General features: G+C 68.1%; 16 protein-coding genes. 4 read left to right on the forward strand and 12 right to left on the reverse strand.

What is annotated here, in order from left to right:
- Window positions 1-6: 6 nt before the first annotated feature.
- From SLW55_RS15160 to SLW55_RS15185, 6 genes are all read right to left on the reverse strand, one after another.
- Entirely contained in the window at window positions 7-969 is a 963-nt protein-coding gene (locus SLW55_RS15160; protein WP_267083482.1) for a transporter, read from the reverse strand.
- Window positions 970-1,201: 232 nt separating this feature from the next.
- Window positions 1,202-1,678 (reverse strand): MarR family transcriptional regulator, encoded by a 477-nt coding sequence (locus SLW55_RS15165; RefSeq protein ID WP_010343729.1) that lies wholly within the window; start codon window positions 1,676-1,678, stop codon window positions 1,202-1,204.
- A 138-nt stretch (window positions 1,679-1,816) separates the two neighbouring features.
- Window positions 1,817-3,139 carry an MFS transporter gene (locus SLW55_RS15170; RefSeq protein ID WP_320745354.1) on the reverse strand — a complete coding sequence of 441 codons (1,323 nt, stop codon included), beginning with the start codon at window positions 3,137-3,139 and terminating at the stop codon, window positions 1,817-1,819.
- Window positions 3,140-3,153: 14 nt separating this feature from the next.
- Complete coding sequence (locus SLW55_RS15175; RefSeq protein ID WP_267121754.1) at window positions 3,154-4,506, reverse strand: alginate export family protein; 1,353 nt, start codon at window positions 4,504-4,506, stop codon at window positions 3,154-3,156.
- 132 nt (window positions 4,507-4,638) lie between these two features.
- Window positions 4,639-6,504, reverse strand: coding sequence for a feruloyl-CoA synthase (locus SLW55_RS15180; protein WP_320745355.1), 1,866 nt, complete (start codon window positions 6,502-6,504; stop codon window positions 4,639-4,641).
- An 82-nt stretch (window positions 6,505-6,586) separates the two neighbouring features.
- Complete coding sequence (locus SLW55_RS15185; RefSeq protein ID WP_017908079.1) at window positions 6,587-7,417, reverse strand: p-hydroxycinnamoyl CoA hydratase/lyase; 831 nt, start codon at window positions 7,415-7,417, stop codon at window positions 6,587-6,589.
- Between the two features lie 326 nt (window positions 7,418-7,743).
- Here SLW55_RS15185 and SLW55_RS15190 point away from each other — a divergent pair, with 326 nt between their 5' ends.
- Complete coding sequence (locus tag SLW55_RS15190) at window positions 7,744-8,061, forward strand: hypothetical protein (RefSeq protein WP_152182349.1); 318 nt, start codon at window positions 7,744-7,746, stop codon at window positions 8,059-8,061.
- A 252-nt stretch (window positions 8,062-8,313) separates the two neighbouring features.
- Here SLW55_RS15190 and SLW55_RS15195 read toward each other — a convergent pair whose 3' ends face one another.
- The 4 genes from SLW55_RS15195 to SLW55_RS15210 form a co-directional block, all read right to left on the reverse strand.
- Entirely contained in the window at window positions 8,314-9,204 is an 891-nt protein-coding gene (locus SLW55_RS15195; RefSeq protein WP_320745356.1) for an alpha/beta fold hydrolase, read from the reverse strand.
- 2 nt (window positions 9,205-9,206) lie between these two features.
- Window positions 9,207-10,322: a DUF3182 family protein gene (locus SLW55_RS15200; RefSeq protein ID WP_320745357.1), complete on the reverse strand. Its 1,116-nt coding sequence runs from the start codon at window positions 10,320-10,322 to the stop codon at window positions 9,207-9,209.
- A gap of 37 nt (window positions 10,323-10,359) precedes the next feature.
- Window positions 10,360-10,563 (reverse strand): hypothetical protein, encoded by a 204-nt coding sequence (locus SLW55_RS15205; RefSeq protein WP_295969286.1) that lies wholly within the window; start codon window positions 10,561-10,563, stop codon window positions 10,360-10,362.
- A 241-nt stretch (window positions 10,564-10,804) separates the two neighbouring features.
- Window positions 10,805-11,236 (reverse strand): hypothetical protein, encoded by a 432-nt coding sequence (locus SLW55_RS15210; RefSeq protein WP_017911874.1) that lies wholly within the window; start codon window positions 11,234-11,236, stop codon window positions 10,805-10,807.
- 299 nt (window positions 11,237-11,535) lie between these two features.
- On the opposite strand from SLW55_RS15210, the gene SLW55_RS15215 reads away from it, so the two are divergent.
- Together SLW55_RS15215 and SLW55_RS15220 are read left to right on the forward strand one after the other, a co-directional pair.
- Complete coding sequence (locus SLW55_RS15215; protein WP_267100064.1) at window positions 11,536-13,158, forward strand: SulP family inorganic anion transporter; 1,623 nt, start codon at window positions 11,536-11,538, stop codon at window positions 13,156-13,158.
- 166 nt (window positions 13,159-13,324) lie between these two features.
- The gene (locus tag SLW55_RS15220) at window positions 13,325-13,831 is read left to right on the forward strand and encodes a cupin (protein ID WP_267085475.1); all 507 of its coding nucleotides are present in this window, start codon (window positions 13,325-13,327) and stop codon (window positions 13,829-13,831) included.
- A 23-nt stretch (window positions 13,832-13,854) separates the two neighbouring features.
- Here the strand turns inward: SLW55_RS15220 and SLW55_RS15225 are convergent, their stop codons facing one another.
- Window positions 13,855-15,027: a putative peptide maturation dehydrogenase gene (locus tag SLW55_RS15225; protein WP_267100063.1), complete on the reverse strand. Its 1,173-nt coding sequence runs from the start codon at window positions 15,025-15,027 to the stop codon at window positions 13,855-13,857.
- Window positions 15,028-15,246: 219 nt separating this feature from the next.
- Here SLW55_RS15225 and SLW55_RS15230 point away from each other — a divergent pair, with 219 nt between their 5' ends.
- Window positions 15,247-15,552, forward strand: a complete 306-nt coding sequence (locus SLW55_RS15230; RefSeq protein ID WP_267085473.1) for an NHLP-related RiPP peptide — start codon at window positions 15,247-15,249, stop codon at window positions 15,550-15,552.
- Window positions 15,553-15,561: 9 nt separating this feature from the next.
- On the opposite strand, the gene SLW55_RS15235 is transcribed toward SLW55_RS15230, so the two are convergent.
- Window positions 15,562-18,072, reverse strand: a complete 2,511-nt coding sequence (locus SLW55_RS15235; RefSeq protein WP_267116640.1) for a putative peptide modification system cyclase — start codon at window positions 18,070-18,072, stop codon at window positions 15,562-15,564.
- Window positions 18,073-18,090: the final 18 nt, after the last annotated feature.

Genomic DNA, 18,090 nt, shown 5'->3' on the forward strand with positions numbered 1-18,090 from the left:
AGTTGGTCAGAAGACGTGGATGTACTGGACGTTGACGTTGTGGCCGGAGGGCGCGTTCTTGACCTCCACCGGCATGTAGAAGTTGGCGTTGAAGATGTTCTTCTGGTCGATCCGCCAGGACAGGCCGGGGCCCAGGTAGAACTGGGTCTGCTTGCTGTCGGCGACGCGTTCGCCATTGGTGCGGTTGTCGCGCAACTGCTTGAGGTAGTAGCCGTTGATGCCCAGGTGCAGGTCCTTGACCACTTCCAGCGAACTGGCGAAGTTGAGCCAGGCGGCGTCGCCGGCCTGGCCGTTGCGGAACACGAAGCCGTCGCCCTGCGGCACGTTGGAGGCCTTGTCGGCGCGGAAGTTGTAGAGGTAGTTCAGGCGTCCGCTGATTTCCCAGCGCGGCGTCGGCAGGATGCTGAAGGCCCAGCTCGGCAGCACCGACCAGTAGCCCGCGCCCTGGTTGACGTCGCGGTTGCGGTCGAACTTGCCGATCGGCGCCAGCACATCCAGTTCGAAGCGTTGCGAGAACACCGGGCGGCCATTGCGGATCACCGGTGCCATCTGCAGGTAGGGGCCGATGGTCAGGTCGCCCAGGCCGGCGCCGTTGTCGCGCAGCGCCACCGGGCTGTCGTACGCGAACGACGTATCCAGATCGACCAGCGCCGCCAGTGCGGTGATGCCGAGGGAGCCGCCGAACAGCTTGTAGTCGCTGAGGTAGGCGACCTGGGTGACCCACACCGAGGAGCCGATGTGCGGATCGCGAAACACCGGCACGTCGTCGCCGTGCGCGTCCTTGATCGCGTCGAAGTCGTAGCGGCGCAGGTACTGGATCGCGGTCCAGCCCGGGTTGGGCTTGCTGAAACCGTCGAAGAAACTGGTGCCGCCGGTATTGATACCGGTCGGCAGGGTGGCGCTCTGCGGCACCGATTGCGCGGCCGCCGGGGCGACCCAGGCGATGGCCAGCACGGCGAGCAGAGACAGGCGCGCACGGGCACGCGGCGACGAGGGGACACGGTAGCGGACACGCTTCACGGGCAGGCACTCCAAGCGAAAGGGGAACGGCGGGGTGCGGGGGGACAGGAACGCGAACACGCAGCGCGCGCAGGGCGCGACCACGCGGCGACGCACGCCGTCAGCGGGACGCTGGCGGCGGGTCGGGAATCAGCGAGAAAGAAGGGCGGGCGGCAAGAACCAGCCGCGCCGCAGGGGGCCGCTACAGGCGGTCGAGCGCGTCTAGCCGGTCCAGCGCCTGCAGCAGCGCGCGTGCGGAGGTCGCGCCGAGCGCGGTGCCGAGTTGCTGCTCCATGCGCACCACTTCGGCTTCGGCCTGCGCCAGCAGCGCCGTGCCGGCGGTGGTCAGATGCAGGTGCTGCATGCGCCGATCCTGGCGCCCGCGGACCTGCCGCAGCAGCTTGCGCTTGACCAGGCGCGCGACCACGATCGCCAGGTTCGGCGGCGACACGCTCAGCACTTCGCCCAGTTGCCGTTGGTTGATGCCGGGATTGGCGTCCACCAGCACCAGCAGCGAATACTCCACCGGCTTCAGTTCGAAGGCGCGCACACAGTCCTGGAACAGCCGCCGCACCTGCAGTTCGGTGCGGGTGATGCGGTAGCCGATCAGGCTGGTCAGGCGTCGCTGGTCCACGCTGTCCGCCATGTGCGGATCGGCGGGCAACGCGCTGTTGGACATCTCGGGACTCGGTTTCGAACTCACTGCGCTTCCTGCATGGGGCGTCCTGCGGCCAGGTCACGGCGGCTGCGCACGCATCCGTCGGCGCCGGCCGGCGGTGCCGTCGCCATTGCATTGTAGGGGCATGGCCGCGCATGGTCACAACGCCGCGTCCACGCGCCGCAGCAGCGCCCGGTACGGCGCGGCGGCGGTCCACAGGCACAGCGCGCCGAGCAGCGCCGCACCCATGCACACCACGCCCAGCGACAGCCCGACCTGGCGCTCGTCGGCGAGCACGTGGTCGGTACCCAGCGCCACCAGGTATGGCCCCAGGCCCAGCCCGATCAGGTTGACCAACAGCAGGTAGATCGAGGTGACCTGGCCGCGCAGCCGGTTCGGCGTGACCGCCTGCAGGATCGCCGGCGCCAGCGCCACCGGCATGCCCAGCACGAACGTGGTCAGCGCGACTGCCGCCAGTGCCAGCCACGGCCCCGGCGCGATCGCGAACAACGCGTTGCTGACCACCAGCAGCACCGCCCCGACCAGCGAGATCTTCAGCGCCGCATCGCGGCTGCCGCGCGCCGCCAGGCGGTCGGCCAGAAAGCCGCTGAACAGCATGCCGGCGATGCCGAAGGTGAGGATGATGATGCCGTAGGCCGGGCCGATCTCGCCCGGGGTCCACTGCCAGCGGCGGATGAAGGTGGCCGGCAGCCAGGCGGTGATGCCGAAGGTGATCATCGCGATCACGCCGTTGGCCAGGAACAGCGACACGTACACCCGCGCGTTGTCGCGCAGGTGGCTCAGGTCCGGGCGCACGCTCGGCACCGCCGCGGCCTGCTCGCGCCGCGCCGGCTCGCGCACCGTGGCCATCAGCGCGATCACCACCAGGCCGGGCAGCGCGACCAGGATGAAGGCCGCCTGCCAGGGCCGGAAGCTGCCCAGCAGCGGCAGCACCACCGTGCTCTCCTTGCTGGTGGCCGCGATCACCAGGCCACCGACGATGAACGCCGCCGCCGAGCCGATGTAGACGCCGGAGGTGTACACGCTCATCGCCCGCGCGCGTTTTTCCGGCGGGAAGTAGTCGGCCAGCATCGAGTACGCCGCCGGCGACAGCGAGGCCTCGCCGACGCCAACGAACACCCGCGCCAGGAACAGGGTGAAGAAGCTGGTGACGTAGGCGCCGGCGGCGGTCGCCGCGATCCATATCACCACGCCGAGCACGATCAGGTTGCGGCGGTTGCGGCGGTCGGCGACGCGGCCGAGCATCACCCCGATCAGCGTGTAGAACACCGCGAAGGCGAAGCCATGGACCAGGCTGAAGGCCGAGTCGGACAGCTGCAGGTCGCGCTTGATCGGCTGCACCAGCAATCCGAGGATCTGCCGGTCGACGAAGGACAGCGTGTAGGCCAGCAACAGCACGATGGTGACGTACCACGCATACAGCGGGCGGTACGGCGCAGACGATGGCAGCGGATCGCGCATGGAAAGGCTCCGGCTCAGAAGCGCAGGGTCAGGAAGGGGGCGATGTAGAAGTAGTCGCGGCCGCGCACCGGTCCCTCGCGCAGGAACGGCCCGGCCTGGGTGTAGTGGGCGTACACGTCCAGGCTGGCGAAGGCGTTGAAGCGATACTTCACCCACAGCACCGAGCGCGTGCCGATGTCGCGCGCGTCGTTGGCGTCGCCCGGCTGCAGCACCCGCCAGCCGGCCGCGTACACGCCGTCGTGCAGGCTCTGCCGCTGCAGCTTGAGCACGTACATGTCGATCCACAGCCGCTCGCTGGGACGCAGTACCAGTTCCGGGCCGATGGCGCGCACGTTGCTGCTGATCATGCTGCCGTCGAACACCGAGGCGCGCGCGTACAGGCCATTGAAGGTGTTCAGTTCGCCATCGCGCGGATCGCGGTCGCCGGAAGACACCTCCATGCGCCAGCCCAGGCGCGGCGACCACGTCGTCGTGGCGAAGGTGTAGCCGCCGAACAGCGTGCCCTGCCAGGCGCGCACGCGCTGGCCGGCGAAATGGCCGCGCTGGCCGATCAGCTCCAGGTCGTAGTCCCAGCCCTGCACCGCGCCGCTCAGGCGCGTGGACAAGGTGTGCCGATGCTCCTCGCCGACCACCCCGCCATAGCGACGCCCGTCCTGCACGGTGTCCAGGTACAGCGTCTCCAGCAGCGCCGCCTTCGGCTGGCTGGGCGACAGCGGCACTTCGGCGTGCGCGCCCCACAGGCGCTGGTCGCGGTTGGCACGGTCGTCGAAGCTGCCGGTGCGGGTCAGCACCGGGCGTCCCCACAGCAGGCCGCCGCTCCAGCGCGGCTGCCGGGTCAGCAGCCGCACCGCATCGAACGGCATGCGCGAGTTGGCCGGATCGCGCGGGTCGAGCAGGCGCTGCCAGGCGTAGGCGATCTGCTGGCGGCCAGCGCGCAGGCGCCAGGCCGGCGCCTTCTGTCCGTCGGACAGTTCGACGAACCCCTGCGCCAGGTCCAGCGGATTGCGGTCGGTGGCCTGCACCGGCCGCGTCTGCAGGCCGGCCACGCGGCTGTCGGCGAGTTCGCCGAACAGACGCACATACGCCGACGGCCGGTAGTCGGCCCACAAGCGCAGGCGCTGCTGCGCATAGCCGTGCGGATCGGTGGCGAAGCGGCCGAAGCCGGCGTGCTCGCGGTAGTCGTACAGCGTGCGGCTCTCGCCGCCGAGGCTGAGCCAGCCGTCGCCGAGCGGGAGGTACTTCCACTTCTCCCAGCCCTGGCGCGGACGCTCGGCCAGCGCCGAATAGTCTTCCTGATCGGCCAGCAGCTTGCCCTGCGGGCCGTTGGGTTCGGCATCGGCCTGGGCGCAGCCGACGCTGCACAACATTGCCAGGCACGCGGTACGGGGCGCACGGCGCGCGCGCGCATGAGGCACAGTCATCGATTCCCTCCCAAGTCTCGAAGCCGGTGATGCGAAGGAGCGCGGTCCGCTATCCGGTCGCGCGGCCGAGTGGTGCGGTCATGACGGCGGCGCCGCCACCGCGCCCGGTGCGGTGCCGGCGTAGAGCTGTTCGACCAGCGCCGCCCGCGCGCGCAGCACGTTGCGCTGGTTGATCGAACCCTTGTCGGTGATTTCGCCGGCCTCCAGGTTCGGCGGCTGCTCCAGCCACGCCGCGCGCGCGACGTGGCTGGCGCTGCCGGTGGCGCTGCGGTTGAGCGTGTCGAGCAGGCGCTGCAGCCAGGCGCGCACCGGCGGCGCCTGCAGCACCTGCGCCGTCTCGGCCTGCGCCGGCAGCCCGGACAGCGCCTGCAGCGCGTCCAGCCGCGGGAACAGCAGCAGGCCGATGGCGTCGCGGTCGGCACCGGTGACCACCACGTCCTGCACGTACGCAGCACCTTCCATCAGCACCCGCGTGCGCAAGGGGCCGACGCTGACGAACACGCCGGAAGACAGCTTGAAGTCCTCGGCCAGGCGGCCGTCGAACAACAGGCCGCGCTCGGGATGCTGCGGATCGATCGGCTTGAGCGCGTCGCCGGAGCGGTAGAAGCCTTCCTCGTCGAAGGCCTCGGCGGTCTGCTGCGGCGCGTTCCAGTAGCCCGGCATCACGTGCGGCCCGCGGAAGCGCGCTTCCAGCTTGTCGCCGACCGGCACCAGCTTGACCTCGCAGCCCGGCGCCGGCACGCCGACATCGCCGGGGGTATTGCTGGTGCCGTGGGTGAAGGTGCACGACGGCGCGCACTCGGTCATGCCCAGGCCGGCGAGCATGCGGATGCGCTCGCCGCAGTGCGCCTCGGCGATGCGCTCCAGGCGATCCCAGACTTCCTGCGACAGCGCCGCGGCGGCGAAGAAGAACATGCGCATGCGCGACAGGAACGTCTCGCGCAGCGCCGCATCCTGTTCCAGCGCCTGCGCCAGTTGTTCCCAGCCGCGCGGCACGCTCAGGTACACGGTGGGCGCGATCTCGCGCAGGTTGCGCAGGGTCTGCTCGAACAGCGCCGGGGTCGGCTTGCCGTCGTCGAGGTAGAAGCTGCCGCCGTTGTACAGGGCGATGCCGATGTTGTGGCTGCCGCCGAAGGTGTGGTTCCACGGCAGCCAGTCGACCAGCACCGGCGTCTGCCCGAGCACCGGGAAGGTCTGCAGCAGCATCTGCTGGTTCGCGCACAGCATGCGCTGGGTGGTGATCACCGCCTTGGGCAGCAGGGTGGAGCCGGAGGTGAACAAGAACTTGGCGATGCTGTGCGGGCCGCAGGCGGCGAAGGCGGCATCGGCGGCCTCCAGCGCGCGTGGCGCCAGCAACTCCTCGAAACGCAGGCAGGCACGATCGCCCACGGCACCACGCACGCACACTGCCGGGACATCGGTGGGGAACACCGCCGCGATCGCCGGGGCGAAGGCAGCGCCGTCGCTGGCGAACAGCAGGCCTGGGCGCAGCACCTCGGCCACATGCCGCAGCTTGGCGAAATCGCGCGACAGCAACGCATAGCCCGGCGACACCGGGCAGTACGGGATGCCGGCGTACATCGCCGCGAACGCGAGCTGCAGGTGCTCCAGGTCGTTGCCGGACAGGATCGCCAGCGGCCGTTGCGCCGACAGGCCCATGTCCAGCAGATGCGCGGCAATGCGGCGGGTGCGCTCGAGCATCTGCGCGTAGCTCAGCCGCCGCCACTGCCCGGCGTCGTCGCGCTGCGCCACGAAGGTGGCATCAGGGGTGCGCAGCGCCCAGTGCTGCAGGCGCTGCAGCAGGTGCCTGGGCAGCGGTGCCAGCGGTTCGCGCGCGCGCAGGCGCAGCACGCCGTCGGCATCGCGGTGGACCTCGGTATCCGCGTGGCTCAGTCCGACAGGACGGTAGCGCGCGGCGGTGGCAACGGACTCAGCGGCATTCATCGGAACCATCCGGGGGAGAGAGACGGCACGGCGTGCGGCAACGCCGCCGCGGCCCCCGCGGGGCCGCAGGCGACGCGACGGGTCAGCGCTTGTAGGTCTGCAGACCGGGCTTGATGGTTTTGTCGTCCAGGAATTGCTTCAGGCCCTGTTGCCGGCCCTTCTCGGGATCGCGGTGATTGGACTGGTCGACCTTGGCGTACAGGTAGTCCTCGTTCTGCTCCCAGGTCAGCTCGCGGCAGCGCTTGAAGCCGTGCTTGGCGAAGCGCAGCACCACCGGGTTCTTCTGCTGCAGTTCCTGCGCCAGCTTGGTCACTTCCTCACGCAGCTGCGCGCGCGGCACGCTGGCGTTGACCAGGCCCATCTGCGCCGCCTCGGTGCCGGTGAAGGTGCGCCCGGTCATGATGTAGAGCATGGCGTTGCGGTGGCCCATGGTGTCGGCGACGGCCTTGCTGACCAGGTTGCCCGGGGGGATGCCCCAGTTGATCTCCGACAACCCGAACACCGCTTCGTCCGCGGCGATGGCCAGGTCGCAGGCGACCAGCGGCGAGAACGCGCCACCGAAACACCAGCCGTTGACCGCGGCGATGGTCGGCTTGCTGTAGAAGCGCAGCAGGCGCCACTGCCACTGCGAGCAGTCGCGGCGCATGCGCTCCTGCACGATCTCTTCCTTGCCATCGGTCTCGCGGAAGTATTCCTTCAGGTCCATGCCGGCCGACCAGGATTCGCCGGCGCCGGTCAGCACCAGCACCTCGGCGCTGCTGTCCAGCTCCAGCGTCTCCAGCACGTCGATCATTTCGCGATTGAGGGTGGGACTCATCGCGTTGCGCTTGTCCGGCCGGTTCAGGGTGACCCAGGCGATGCCTGCGTCGATCTCGACCTGGACGGTCTGCCAGCGGTCTTGGTAGCTGCTCATGGATAGGCCTGCATAGGGAGGGAGGAGAGAGCGGATCACTTAGGACTGATAATAGTTATAGATCATCATTATCTCGGCGCAAGCTGCAGTGCAGCATGGCGGGCGGCGCTGTGGCGGGAGCATGGCGGCACGCCCATGGGCGGGGTGACAGTAACCGCGATACGGATTGCTTGGACTCGCGAAGGGAGCAAGCCATCCCAGGACCTTGGATCCGCCGCCACGTCGCCGCGAGTCTTCACGCCCAGCAAACGCAATGCTCACAGGGGGCGTTCAGTCCCGGGTTAGCATCCAGCCCACAGGGGTTCCGTCGACACCGGGGTGATGTGATGCACACCGTCTCCGCGCTTGACCAACCGACCCACGCTCGCGTCAGCATCGATCTGGACGCCGAGATGGCGTACTGGCAGCAGGCCCATGCCGAGGGCCGTCTCGGCCGCCAGGGCTTCGCCGACTACGCGCAACTGCTGAAGATCGGCTATGACGTGTACCTGGCCTACCCGCGCGCCAACGAGGCGCAGCTGTACCGCGTGCTGCAGGACGCTTATCACCAGTGCGCGCCGATGCTGTCGGTGCCATGGGACGAGGCGCGCTGGCTGGTGCGGCATGCCTGGCAGCACCTGGCGCATTCGGGGCGGCGGCACTGAACAGCGCCCAGCGCAGCCCGGCATCTCGTCGTTGCCCGCGCAGGATCGGCTTCAGCCGCGACGGGCGTTACCGAGAATGCCTGTCGCGGTGCACGCCGCTGCTACGCTGCGTCTTCGGACGCGATGGAAGGCGCCCCCGCTGCGCCGTCTCCCGGCGCAGCGGCGACAACCGGATAGCAGCCCATCGCGCGCTCGGCACACCGCGGCTTGCGCCGCGTGTTGCTGGCGCACGCATCCGGCACCGCATGCGCCTCAACGCGACGAAGCGGGTGGCGAGGCGCTGTGCTCCTTCGCTTCCAGGCGCCCATGGAACGCGTTCGATCCCTTGCCGGGCGCCGTCGCCGCCTCGCCCTCGCTGCGCTTGAGGCGCTGCTTGCGCTGTTCGACCACGCGGCTGGCCAGGGCCACGCGGCGCCCGATCACCATGTCGGTCAGCCAGTCGATCAGGTGGCGCGTATAGGCGGCCTGGTGCGCCTTCTCGGTCAGCGCGTGATCGGCGCCGGCGATCATGCGGGTGGTCAGCGAGCGCGCGTTGGAGAACGCTGCCGCGTAGTTGTGCAGTACCTGGCTCGGCACGATGGTGTCGCGTTCGGCCTCCACCAGCAGCACATCGCCGCGATAGCGCTGGCAGGCCGCCAGGGCGCGGTTGTCCGCCGGCGTCACCACGCGGTTGCGGTACGGCATCAGGTCCGGATCGCGGTTCAGCGCGACCTTCGGCCCGTCCCAGTGCGCGTCCTTGTACAGCGCCGGCGAGCGCAGGGCCAGCCACTCCACCGGCCGTTCCAGGGTCAGCAACGCGGCCAGGTAGCCGCCGTAGCTCAGCCCCACCACCGCGATCGCCTCCGGATCCACCTGCGGCGACGCCGCCAGGCAATCGTAGGCGGCCTTGATGTCGTCCAGGTTCTGCGCGCGCGTCACCGTCTCGCGCATCGCGGCCAGGCCTTCGTGGCCACGCAGGTCGAAGGTCAGGCACACGCAACCCAGCCCCGCCGCCTCGCGCGCGCGCACCAGATTGTGATGCTGATTGCCGCCCCAGCCGTGCACGAACAGCACGCCGGGCAGGCGGCTGGTCGGGGTCAGCAAGGTGCCGCTGAGCGCCTCGCCGTCGACCGGGATGTCGATGCTGGAAAGTTCGGCTTCCATGGTCAGGTCACGCTGCGCATGTAGCGGTACTTGGTCAGCAGACCGGTGCGCGGCTCTTCGCCCACGTAGTACACCTGCGCCCCGGCCGGCGGCGGCGGATGCGCGCCATAGCGCTCGACGGTGGCGGCGACCACGCGTTGCAGCGTCGGCGACTGCTGGAACGCAGCGACCGCGGCCAGTTCCGCCGGCGTGGCGCCGCCGACGCGCCAGGACTGCTCGAGGACGCCGCAGGCGATGCTGCCATCGGCAAGCAGCCCCTCGATCACGTCGTAGTTGCGCCGCGACGCATAGAAGCCCGGATAGGCCGCGGCCACCAGCCGATCGTAGTCGCGCGCCTTCAGCACCGCGGTGCGCTGACGTGGCGGCAACGGCTGCGCCAGCAGCGTGTCGAAGGTGCCACGGATCACGTGCAACTCCGAACCGCCGTACGCCTCACGGCCGCTGCAATCGCGGGTGACCGACTGCGTGCCGCAATAGGCGATGGTGATGCCGGCGCAGTGCGTTTCGCCGACGCTGAAAGTGGTCGGCTGCTGCAGGTGCCGTTCCAGCACCACGCCATGCCGGTGCAATTCATGGACGGACAAGGCCGACAGCGCCGCGTCCAGCGCCGCCGCATCGTGCGGCAGGACCTGCCCCAGCCCGCCCACGCCGTGGCACGGCTTCAGGCGCACCTGGCCGCCGTCGCACAGGCGCGCGAACGCGCGCCGGGCATCTGCGGCGCTGAAGGCGGTGTAGCCCGGCAGCGTCGCGGCCGCCAGGGCCACGCCGAGGTCCGGCTGCCATCCTTCCGGCGCCTGCGCATCGCCATCGACCAGCGGATGGCTGATCGCCTTGCTGGCGACGAAGGCATGTGGCACCACGCCGCCCAGCAGATCGGCCGCGCCATGCACGCCGAGTTGCGCGGCCTGCGCTTCCGTCAGGGTTTCATCGGGCACGTAGAACGCACCCGACTCGACCGCATCCGACCCGGCGGCAAGCCGTGCGTCGTGCAACGGCAGGCGCATCAATCGCGCGACCTCGGCGACCACCCAGGCATGCGTGGCGGCCTCGTGGCCCCCGGACGCCGTATCGCGTACGCGGTAGGCGCGGACATTGGCGTGCGCAGCGAACCGGGACATGTCGGGCGCTCCGTGCGAATGGAGAAGACGCGACGTCTCAGCCATGGCCGTACCCGCGCAGCAGCACGGCCACGGCAAGGGCGATCACCAGGAGCGACACGACCATGCGCAGCCAGCGGCTAGCGCACAGTTGCTTCCACCAGGCCGAGACCTCGGGCGTGCCGCTGGCATCCCGGGCGCGCTGTGGCGGCGGCGCGGACGCTGGAGGGGAAGCCGCAGAGTGGCGGTCGTCGTGGCGCATGGCACAAGGCTGTCGCGCGGGCTGTCGCACGCGGGTGAACGCGATGTGGTGCGTGTGTCATCGCGCGAGTACACGCATCGGCTGCACCCGGGCAACCGCATCGCCACTCGGCGATGCGCCTGGCGTTTGCAACAAAGCAGACGCAGCGCGCGCAGCACGTCAGTGCAAACAGAAAACGGGCCGCGTCATCGGGATCGCCAGAACGCGCGGCAGCGCGTGCAGGCTGCGCCCGGCGCCGCGCTCAGGCGGCAGCCGTCGCCGCCGCGTGGTGCGCGGGCAACCGCGCATCGATCCGGTGCTTGCCGGCCAGCGCCTGCATGCCCTGCAAGGTGGCCTGCACCGCGCTGGCATAGCCGCTGCGCCACAAGTCGGCGCGCGACTGACGCGATGCCGCCGCATTCAGCGCCAGTGCGAAGGCCTGCACGCGCGGATCGGCCAGCGCGGCGCGCTCCAGGAAGGGCTGCTCCGGGGCGATGACGTCGACCGGGGCCAGCCAGGCGTCGGCGACCAGTTCGGCCACGCCGGCGCGGTGCGAGAGCTGGTGCATGGCAGTGAGCGTCTCGTGCAGCATTTCCAGGCACGCCCATTGCCACAGCGCGGCCTTGTACTGCGGGTCGGCCTGGTCCAGGGCGGACAAGGCGCCATCGACATGATCGATGCGAAGATCCTGCATGGCCGACTCCACGATACGGCGTTGCGATCCGCACATTCTGCGCGGCGAAAGTGAGCGCAACGTGAGTCGTGCGGCGGCAGCGGCAGCGTACAGGCGGTCACAGCGGGCGCGGCGGCAGCCATCGCGTATACTGGCCGCGCGCCTGCTCGCGCCGCTCTCTCACTACGCGCTTCCCATGACGCCACCCTGACACCCGCAGCTTGCATCGGCCCGCCTCGACGGCAGGCCGCAAGTTGTTGGTTTTCCATTGCATACAGCGAGCGCTGCCCTGCGACAGGGCGGTGTCGGGAGCGTTTACCTTGAAATTTTCCTCTTCCCTGCGCCAGTCCTGGTGCGGCAATCTCCGTGGCGACGTGCTCGCCGGCCTGGTCGTGGCATTGGCGCTGATTCCCGAGGCGATCGCGTTCTCGATCATCGCCGGCGTCGATCCCAAAATCGGCCTCTATGCCGCCTTCTGCATCTGCGTGACCATCGCCTTCGCCGGCGGGCGCCCCGGCATGATTTCCGCCGCCACCGGCGCGATGGCGCTGCTGATGATCGGCCTCGTCAAAGAGCACGGCGTGCCCTATCTGCTCGCGGCCACGCTGCTGACCGGGGTGCTGCAGATCCTGGCCGGGCTGTTCAAGCTCGGCGCGCTGATGCGCTTCGTCTCGCGCTCGGTGATCACCGGCTTCGTCAATGCGCTGGCGATCCTGATCTTCATGGCACAACTGCCCGAACTGATCGGCGTGCCCGTCCCGGTCTACCCGCTGGTCGCGCTGGGTCTGCTGCTGATCTACGGCCTGCCCTGGCTGTCGCAGCGCAGTTTCCCGGGTATCGGCCTGTGGCTGCTGGTGCTGGGCGCCGCCTTGACCGCCGGTAGCATGGCGCCGTGGACGCTGCTGCCGGTCGCCGTGGGTGGCGCCGCGGCGCTGCTGTTAGGGCACCGCTGGACGCGCGGCCTGGCCGTGCCGCCGCCGTTGGTGGCGATCGTGCTGCTGACCGGGCTGGCACTGTACTTCGGCATCCACGTGCCCACCGTCGGCGACAAGGGACAACTGCCCGATCGCCTCCCCAGCCTGCTGCTGCCGGCCGTGCCGTGGACGCTGGAAACGCTGCGGATCGTGTTCCCGGTCGCGGCGACGATGGCCGTGGTCGGCCTGCTCGAGTCGATGATGACCGCACAGATCGTCGACTACATGACCGACACGCCCAGCGACAAGAACCGCGAATGCGTGGGCCAGGGCATGGCCAACATCGTCAGCGGCCTGTTCGGCGGCATGGCCGGCTGCGCGATGATCGGACAATCGGTGATCAACGTGAAGTCCGGCGGGCGCGGCCGCCTGTCCGCGCTGGTCGCCGGCAGCGTGCTGTTGCTGCTGGTGGTGTTCGCCGGCGCCTGGGTACGGCAGATCCCGATGGCCGCACTGGTGGCGGTGATGATCATGGTCTCGGTGGGCACCTTCAGCTGGCGCTCGCTGGCGCAGTTGCGCACCCACCCGACCAGCTCCAGCGTGGTGATGCTCGGCACCGTCGCGGTGACCGTGGCCACCCACGACCTGGCGCGCGGCGTGCTCACCGGCGTGCTGCTGTCGGCGCTGTTCTTCGCGCGCAAGGTCGGGCGCATGCTGCACATTGCGCGCAGCGAGGACACCGATGGCGGCCACACCTACCGCATCCGCGGCCAACTGTTCTTCGCCTCGGCCGGCGGCTTCGCCGGTGCCTTCGACTTCGCCCACGCGCCAACGCGGGTCACCCTGGACCTGAGCGACGCGCATGTCTGGGACATCAGCGCGATCGGCGCGCTGGACCAAGTGGTGATGAAATTTCGCCGCCACGGCGCGCAGGTCCAGGTGCTGGGACTGAACCCGGACAGTGCGGCGATTGTCGGGCGGCTGGGGACGCACCATCGTGAGGACGCGCAGCGCATTCCCCTGCATTGAGGCCGCCGAGCAGCATCCACACCGCGGCGAGAGGACGTGTGGTGCGGCGAACACGTCATCTGGCGGTCGCCGCGCGCCAAGCATCGCGCTCCTCTCATGCGCTGACATGGCGACGACGTCGCACGATTAGCATCGGCCTGCCGACCGACTGCCCAGGAGACCCGCGATGCCGCTGGACCACTGGCAACTGCCGCCACACGACTGGATGCCCAACCACCCGTTCCTGCCAGTGCTGCACTACCGGCAGTGCGTCGGCACCCTCGACGCCGACGGCTTCGAACGCCGCTTCGCCGCGCACGGCTGGCCGCCGCAATGGCGCGACGGCATCTACGACTACCACCACTACCACTCCACCGCGCACGAGGTGCTGGGCGTCGCCCGCGGCAACGCCCGTGTGCTGCTCGGCGGCCCGGGCGGTATCGAGGTCGCGCTCGCGGCCGGCGATGCGCTGCTACTGCCGGCCGGGACAGGCCACTGCCGGCTGTCGGCCAGCGCCGACTTCATGGTCGTCGGCGCCTATCCCGACGGGCAGGATTGGGATATCTGCCGGGAAGCGCCTACGGCCGAGATGCTGCAACGCATCGCGCAGGTGCCGGTTCCGCAGAGCGACCCGCTGCTCGGGACGGGTGGGCCGGTACTGGAGTATTGGCGAATGCAGAACCCGCTGCGGTAGCGGCATTCACAACGCTCCGAAGGTCAGGACTTGGGGATCCACACCTCATCCAGCGGATCGAACTCGCTCGTCTGCATCTGATCCGCGCGCCAGCCAAATCCACAGATCGCCATGACGCCTTCTTCCATCGGATCCAGCCCAAGCCAGGCTTCGATGTCCAGTTCGTTGATCGCCGAGGTGACGAATGCGCCCATGCCCAGTTCCGTGGCGCTGAGATAGAGCGTCTGCGAGATATGCCCGACGTCGAGAATCGTGGCGCGGTACGCCTTTGCATGCCGCCTGTACTTCCAGAAGCTGCGCGCGAAACGCGTCGTCAGCACCAGCATCACCGGAGCGTCGGAGAACCAGTGCTGTCCGGCCAGTGCTTGCTTCGCCAGCTCAGACAACGACGCATGGTCGATCGTCATGGGCTCCAGCGCATGGTCGACAGCATGGTAGTGGTAGATTCCCGGCGCGACTTCGTCCACGTTCTGCACGATCAGGTAGGCCTCCGTCGGGTGCAGACCACCGCCTGACGGCACGTTCTTCTTGAGGAAGCGCGCGTCATCGGCGACACGAACCACTGCATGCGCCATCAACACACGCTGCAACATATGTGACAGCAATCCGACGGGCACGGGCCGTGTCTGATCGAAGTTCCTGCAGGTCGCGCGTCTGGCTAGCAGCGCATCGAATTCGCTTCCCGGCTGCCTTGCCAGCGGAACGCGATTGCTTGGCTCTGTCAGCGCATGGCTCTCCGATGGCGGCGGCCCCATCTTCTCCCGAAGATCGGCAGCAGTCGCCATTCCTCCCGTCTCCATCGCGGCAGCGCTGTCCAGACCGCCCCATCGGCCGAGGCGCTGCATCAGCGCAGCGGCGGGCCACCAATGCATGGAGCGTAGCGATTCGTCGCGCTGCCTGTGAACCAGATACTTCCTTCCGTCACCTATCAGCAACCCTTTTTGCAGAAGACCGAGCAACAACGCCCTGGGATGCGATTTCGTCTGTTCGCTCGTCATCCATTGATGAGGGCTAATCGTTCCGAGCAGCGCCATTTCAGAGTCACTGACGTCGACTTCCGCGTCCAGATGCGCAGCGTAGGCGAGCCAACTCTGGGAGCGCACCAGACCGTCCCCACCCTGGAGAATAGATTCCAGGCTGAAATCCGCTTTCTCCCTTCTTTCAAAAAATAATATGGCGCAACGTCGAATTTTCATGAAAATTCTGATTTAAGTTATTTTAGTACGCGATGGCAATGGATCGCATGATCCATGCCAACATCAGAACACGGACACAATTCGCATCCATATGATTTTGTTAGATTTGTGCGAGAAATCGCCATACTCTCGCGGCGATGCACATGCTAAGCTGAGTTCGCGACCGGATACTGCCGTGCCCGACGCGCACAACAGCACCATTAACTACAGGGGAATGACATGAGCGCACAAACGATACAGCTGGACCTTGCTTGCGTAGAAAAGTTGTTGGACAAGTTGAGCACGGACAATGTGTTCCGCAAATTGTTCAAGAAGTCGCCACTGGATGCGCTGATCAGCATTGGGTGCAAGCCGCCGGAAGGATGTCCGGTTCCCCCATGCCTGATCGTGCACAAGATCGCGCCAAAGGAGGAAATCGTCCGGGCATTGCAGGAGCTTCGCGCCTATCTGACCTCACACGCGTCTCAAACCAATCCCCACTGCTTCGAAGCGGGCAAGATCCTGGGAACAATCGGAAAGAAGTGAGGTGCGCCATCAGTTGAGCGCGACGCGGTCTCCCTGCCTCGGCCGGGTATCGCTCACGTTCAACGGTTGCATGACGATACTCCCCGCGGCCTGGATGTAGGCCAGTCCGCGGTTTTTCTCCAGCCACGCGTCCTGCCGCGCGACCAAGCCACTTTCGCGACACGCCTGTGCCGCATCACGCAGTGCAACATGGGCCTGGAATATCTCCCGTCCGGAGAGCAATTCGTTAAGCGACCCGATCGATCCAGCGCAGTTACCTTTCAATCGCAGGTCGCCTGCCTTCAGGATGGCCAGCAGTTGAGAGACGTTGCTGTCGCCTGTGGCATGCGCCACGGCGTCCATCTGGGACGCACGCTCCGTGTAGAACGTGGCATTACCAGAGCGTTGCGCAAGATACGCATAGCCAAGGGCGATGAAGGCCAGATCCGATCGATCCGCAGGATTGGCCCGCGCCGCCGCCGCGACGGCCTGGGCATAGCCGGCCTCCAGCTCCGACGTCTTCAGCGCTCCAGTGGTGAGGAAGTCGACGCAGTGCCGCATGAACAGAAATTGCTGATAGACCTGTTCGTTGCGGGACTTGAAGTGGTCGGCGTAGGTTGCCGCGGTGCGGCGGGCATCCCGCCATTTCCTGCGGTCGACCGCGATGCTGATCGTCTCGAAGCCTGCGGACTGCGTCGCCTCGGACAAGGCATCCTGCTTGGCGAGAGACTTCAAGAGCGTCTCCGCATCGTCCAGACGGCCCATTGCGGCAAGTGTTGCGGCGCGCTGCCGCGTCGCGCTCAGGCCACGCGACGCTTCGCTTTCGCGAAACAGTTCCAGCGCTGAAGCGTAGTTGTTCTCCGCCAGCCGCGCCCGCGCCATCGTGTCGATCGCGAACCCGCGCAAGGGATTCTGCTGCACCGCGGCGCGCTGCGCGGTTTTGTACGCACCTTCGTAGTCGCCGGCAACGAAGGCGCTCCACGCATAGTTCGCCGTTCCCGCGTAGTAGTCCGGGTAGATGTCGGCCAACGTCTTCCAGCGCTCCGGAGAGTTCATCGCAGGTTTGTCCGAAAACTCGGCGCTCCACGCATCCAGATACAACCTGTCGCGCGGCGGCAATCGGTCCCGAAGCTTCATGGCCAACCGCAGGTACTTCTCGGCGTTGGCGTTGTCGCTGGCGCTGACGTACACCCTCAGGATTCCCAGGTAGGCGAGCGCGAACTCCGGATCAAGCTCGACTGCACGGCGATACAACGCCAGAGCCTGGTCGCGCTTGGATCGTCCGTAAGCGTCCACGCCGAGCGCATAGGCCCTCAATGCGTCGAGGTTGGCGGTCGCCACCTGAGGGAGCGGAATGGATTCCTTCTCCACATTCGCCAATGCTTCGCCGAGGTTCTGTCTCAACTCATGGGTGATCGTGTCGACGGAGGCCAGCGCAGAGCCCATCCCCCTCCCATCCGCGACCTGTGCGTAGACGGTGGATTGGGTCCTGGGATCCACCACCTCCGCGCTGATCCGCAACCTGCCACCAAACTCGGAAACGGTGGGAAGAATCACCGCACGCGCCCCGCTTCTCAAGGCGACTTCGGATGCGGTTTCCCGGTTCAGGACCGTGCTTTCCGGATCGCGCCGCATCCCACCCAGGGTTTCGCGCACCTTCAGATCACTGAGCACATTGACGTAGCGCGACTGTTCCAGGCTGATGCGGAAGGCCTGCTGCAGGGAGTCGTCCAGTGCGACGTCGCCGGTCAGATTGCGCAAATCCCCCACCACCACCCAGTCGCGTTCGGCGAAGGCGATGGCCGGCTGCGGGCGGGTGACGAACCAGGCGCCGACGGCGAACGCGGCGATCAGCGCCGCTTCCGCCGCCAGCGCCGCCGGCCGCCGCCACAGCGGGATGTCGCGCCAGGCCTTGGGCGTGGGCTTGGGCGCGCGCAGCGGGGTGTGGCCGATCTCGCCGACTTCGTAGATCTCCAGCGGGGTCGGCACACCCTTGAAGCGCCAGCGGCCGTGCGATTTCCACAGCAGGCGCTCGCCGCGTTCGCCCAGCTCGCGCGCGGCGCGGTGGGTCAGCGACTCGGCCACCGCCGAGAGCAGGATCTGCCCGGGCCGGGCCAGGGTCATCAGCCGCGCCGCGGTCGGCTTGGCCAGGCCTTCCACCTCCAGCGGCTTGGCGCCCACCTGCACGGCGGCGTCGCTGTTGCGCCAGGTCAGCACTTCGCCCACGTGCAGGCCGGCGCGCACCTTCAGGTCGAGCGCGCGCGACGTGCCCAGTGCGTGCAGGCCGCGGCTGTAGTCCAGGGCGAAACCAAGGCCGTCGATCGGCCGTTCGAACAGCAACAGCAGGCCATCGGAGCGGTCGATCAGACGGCCGCGCCAACGCTGCTGCAACTCCAGCACCAGCGAGTCGTGCCGCCTGAACAGGTCGGCCGCATTGGCGTCGCCGAGCTTTTCCACCAGCGCCACCGAATCGCACAGGTCGGTCAGCAGCAGGGTACGAAGCTGCGGGACCTCGGGTTGCGGTGCGGTGGCATCGGTCATGGCGGCGGCTCGGCGGGA

The organism is Xanthomonas sp. LF06-19, assembly GCF_034105425.1.
Taxonomy (GTDB): domain Bacteria; phylum Pseudomonadota; class Gammaproteobacteria; order Xanthomonadales; family Xanthomonadaceae; genus Xanthomonas_A; species Xanthomonas_A sontii.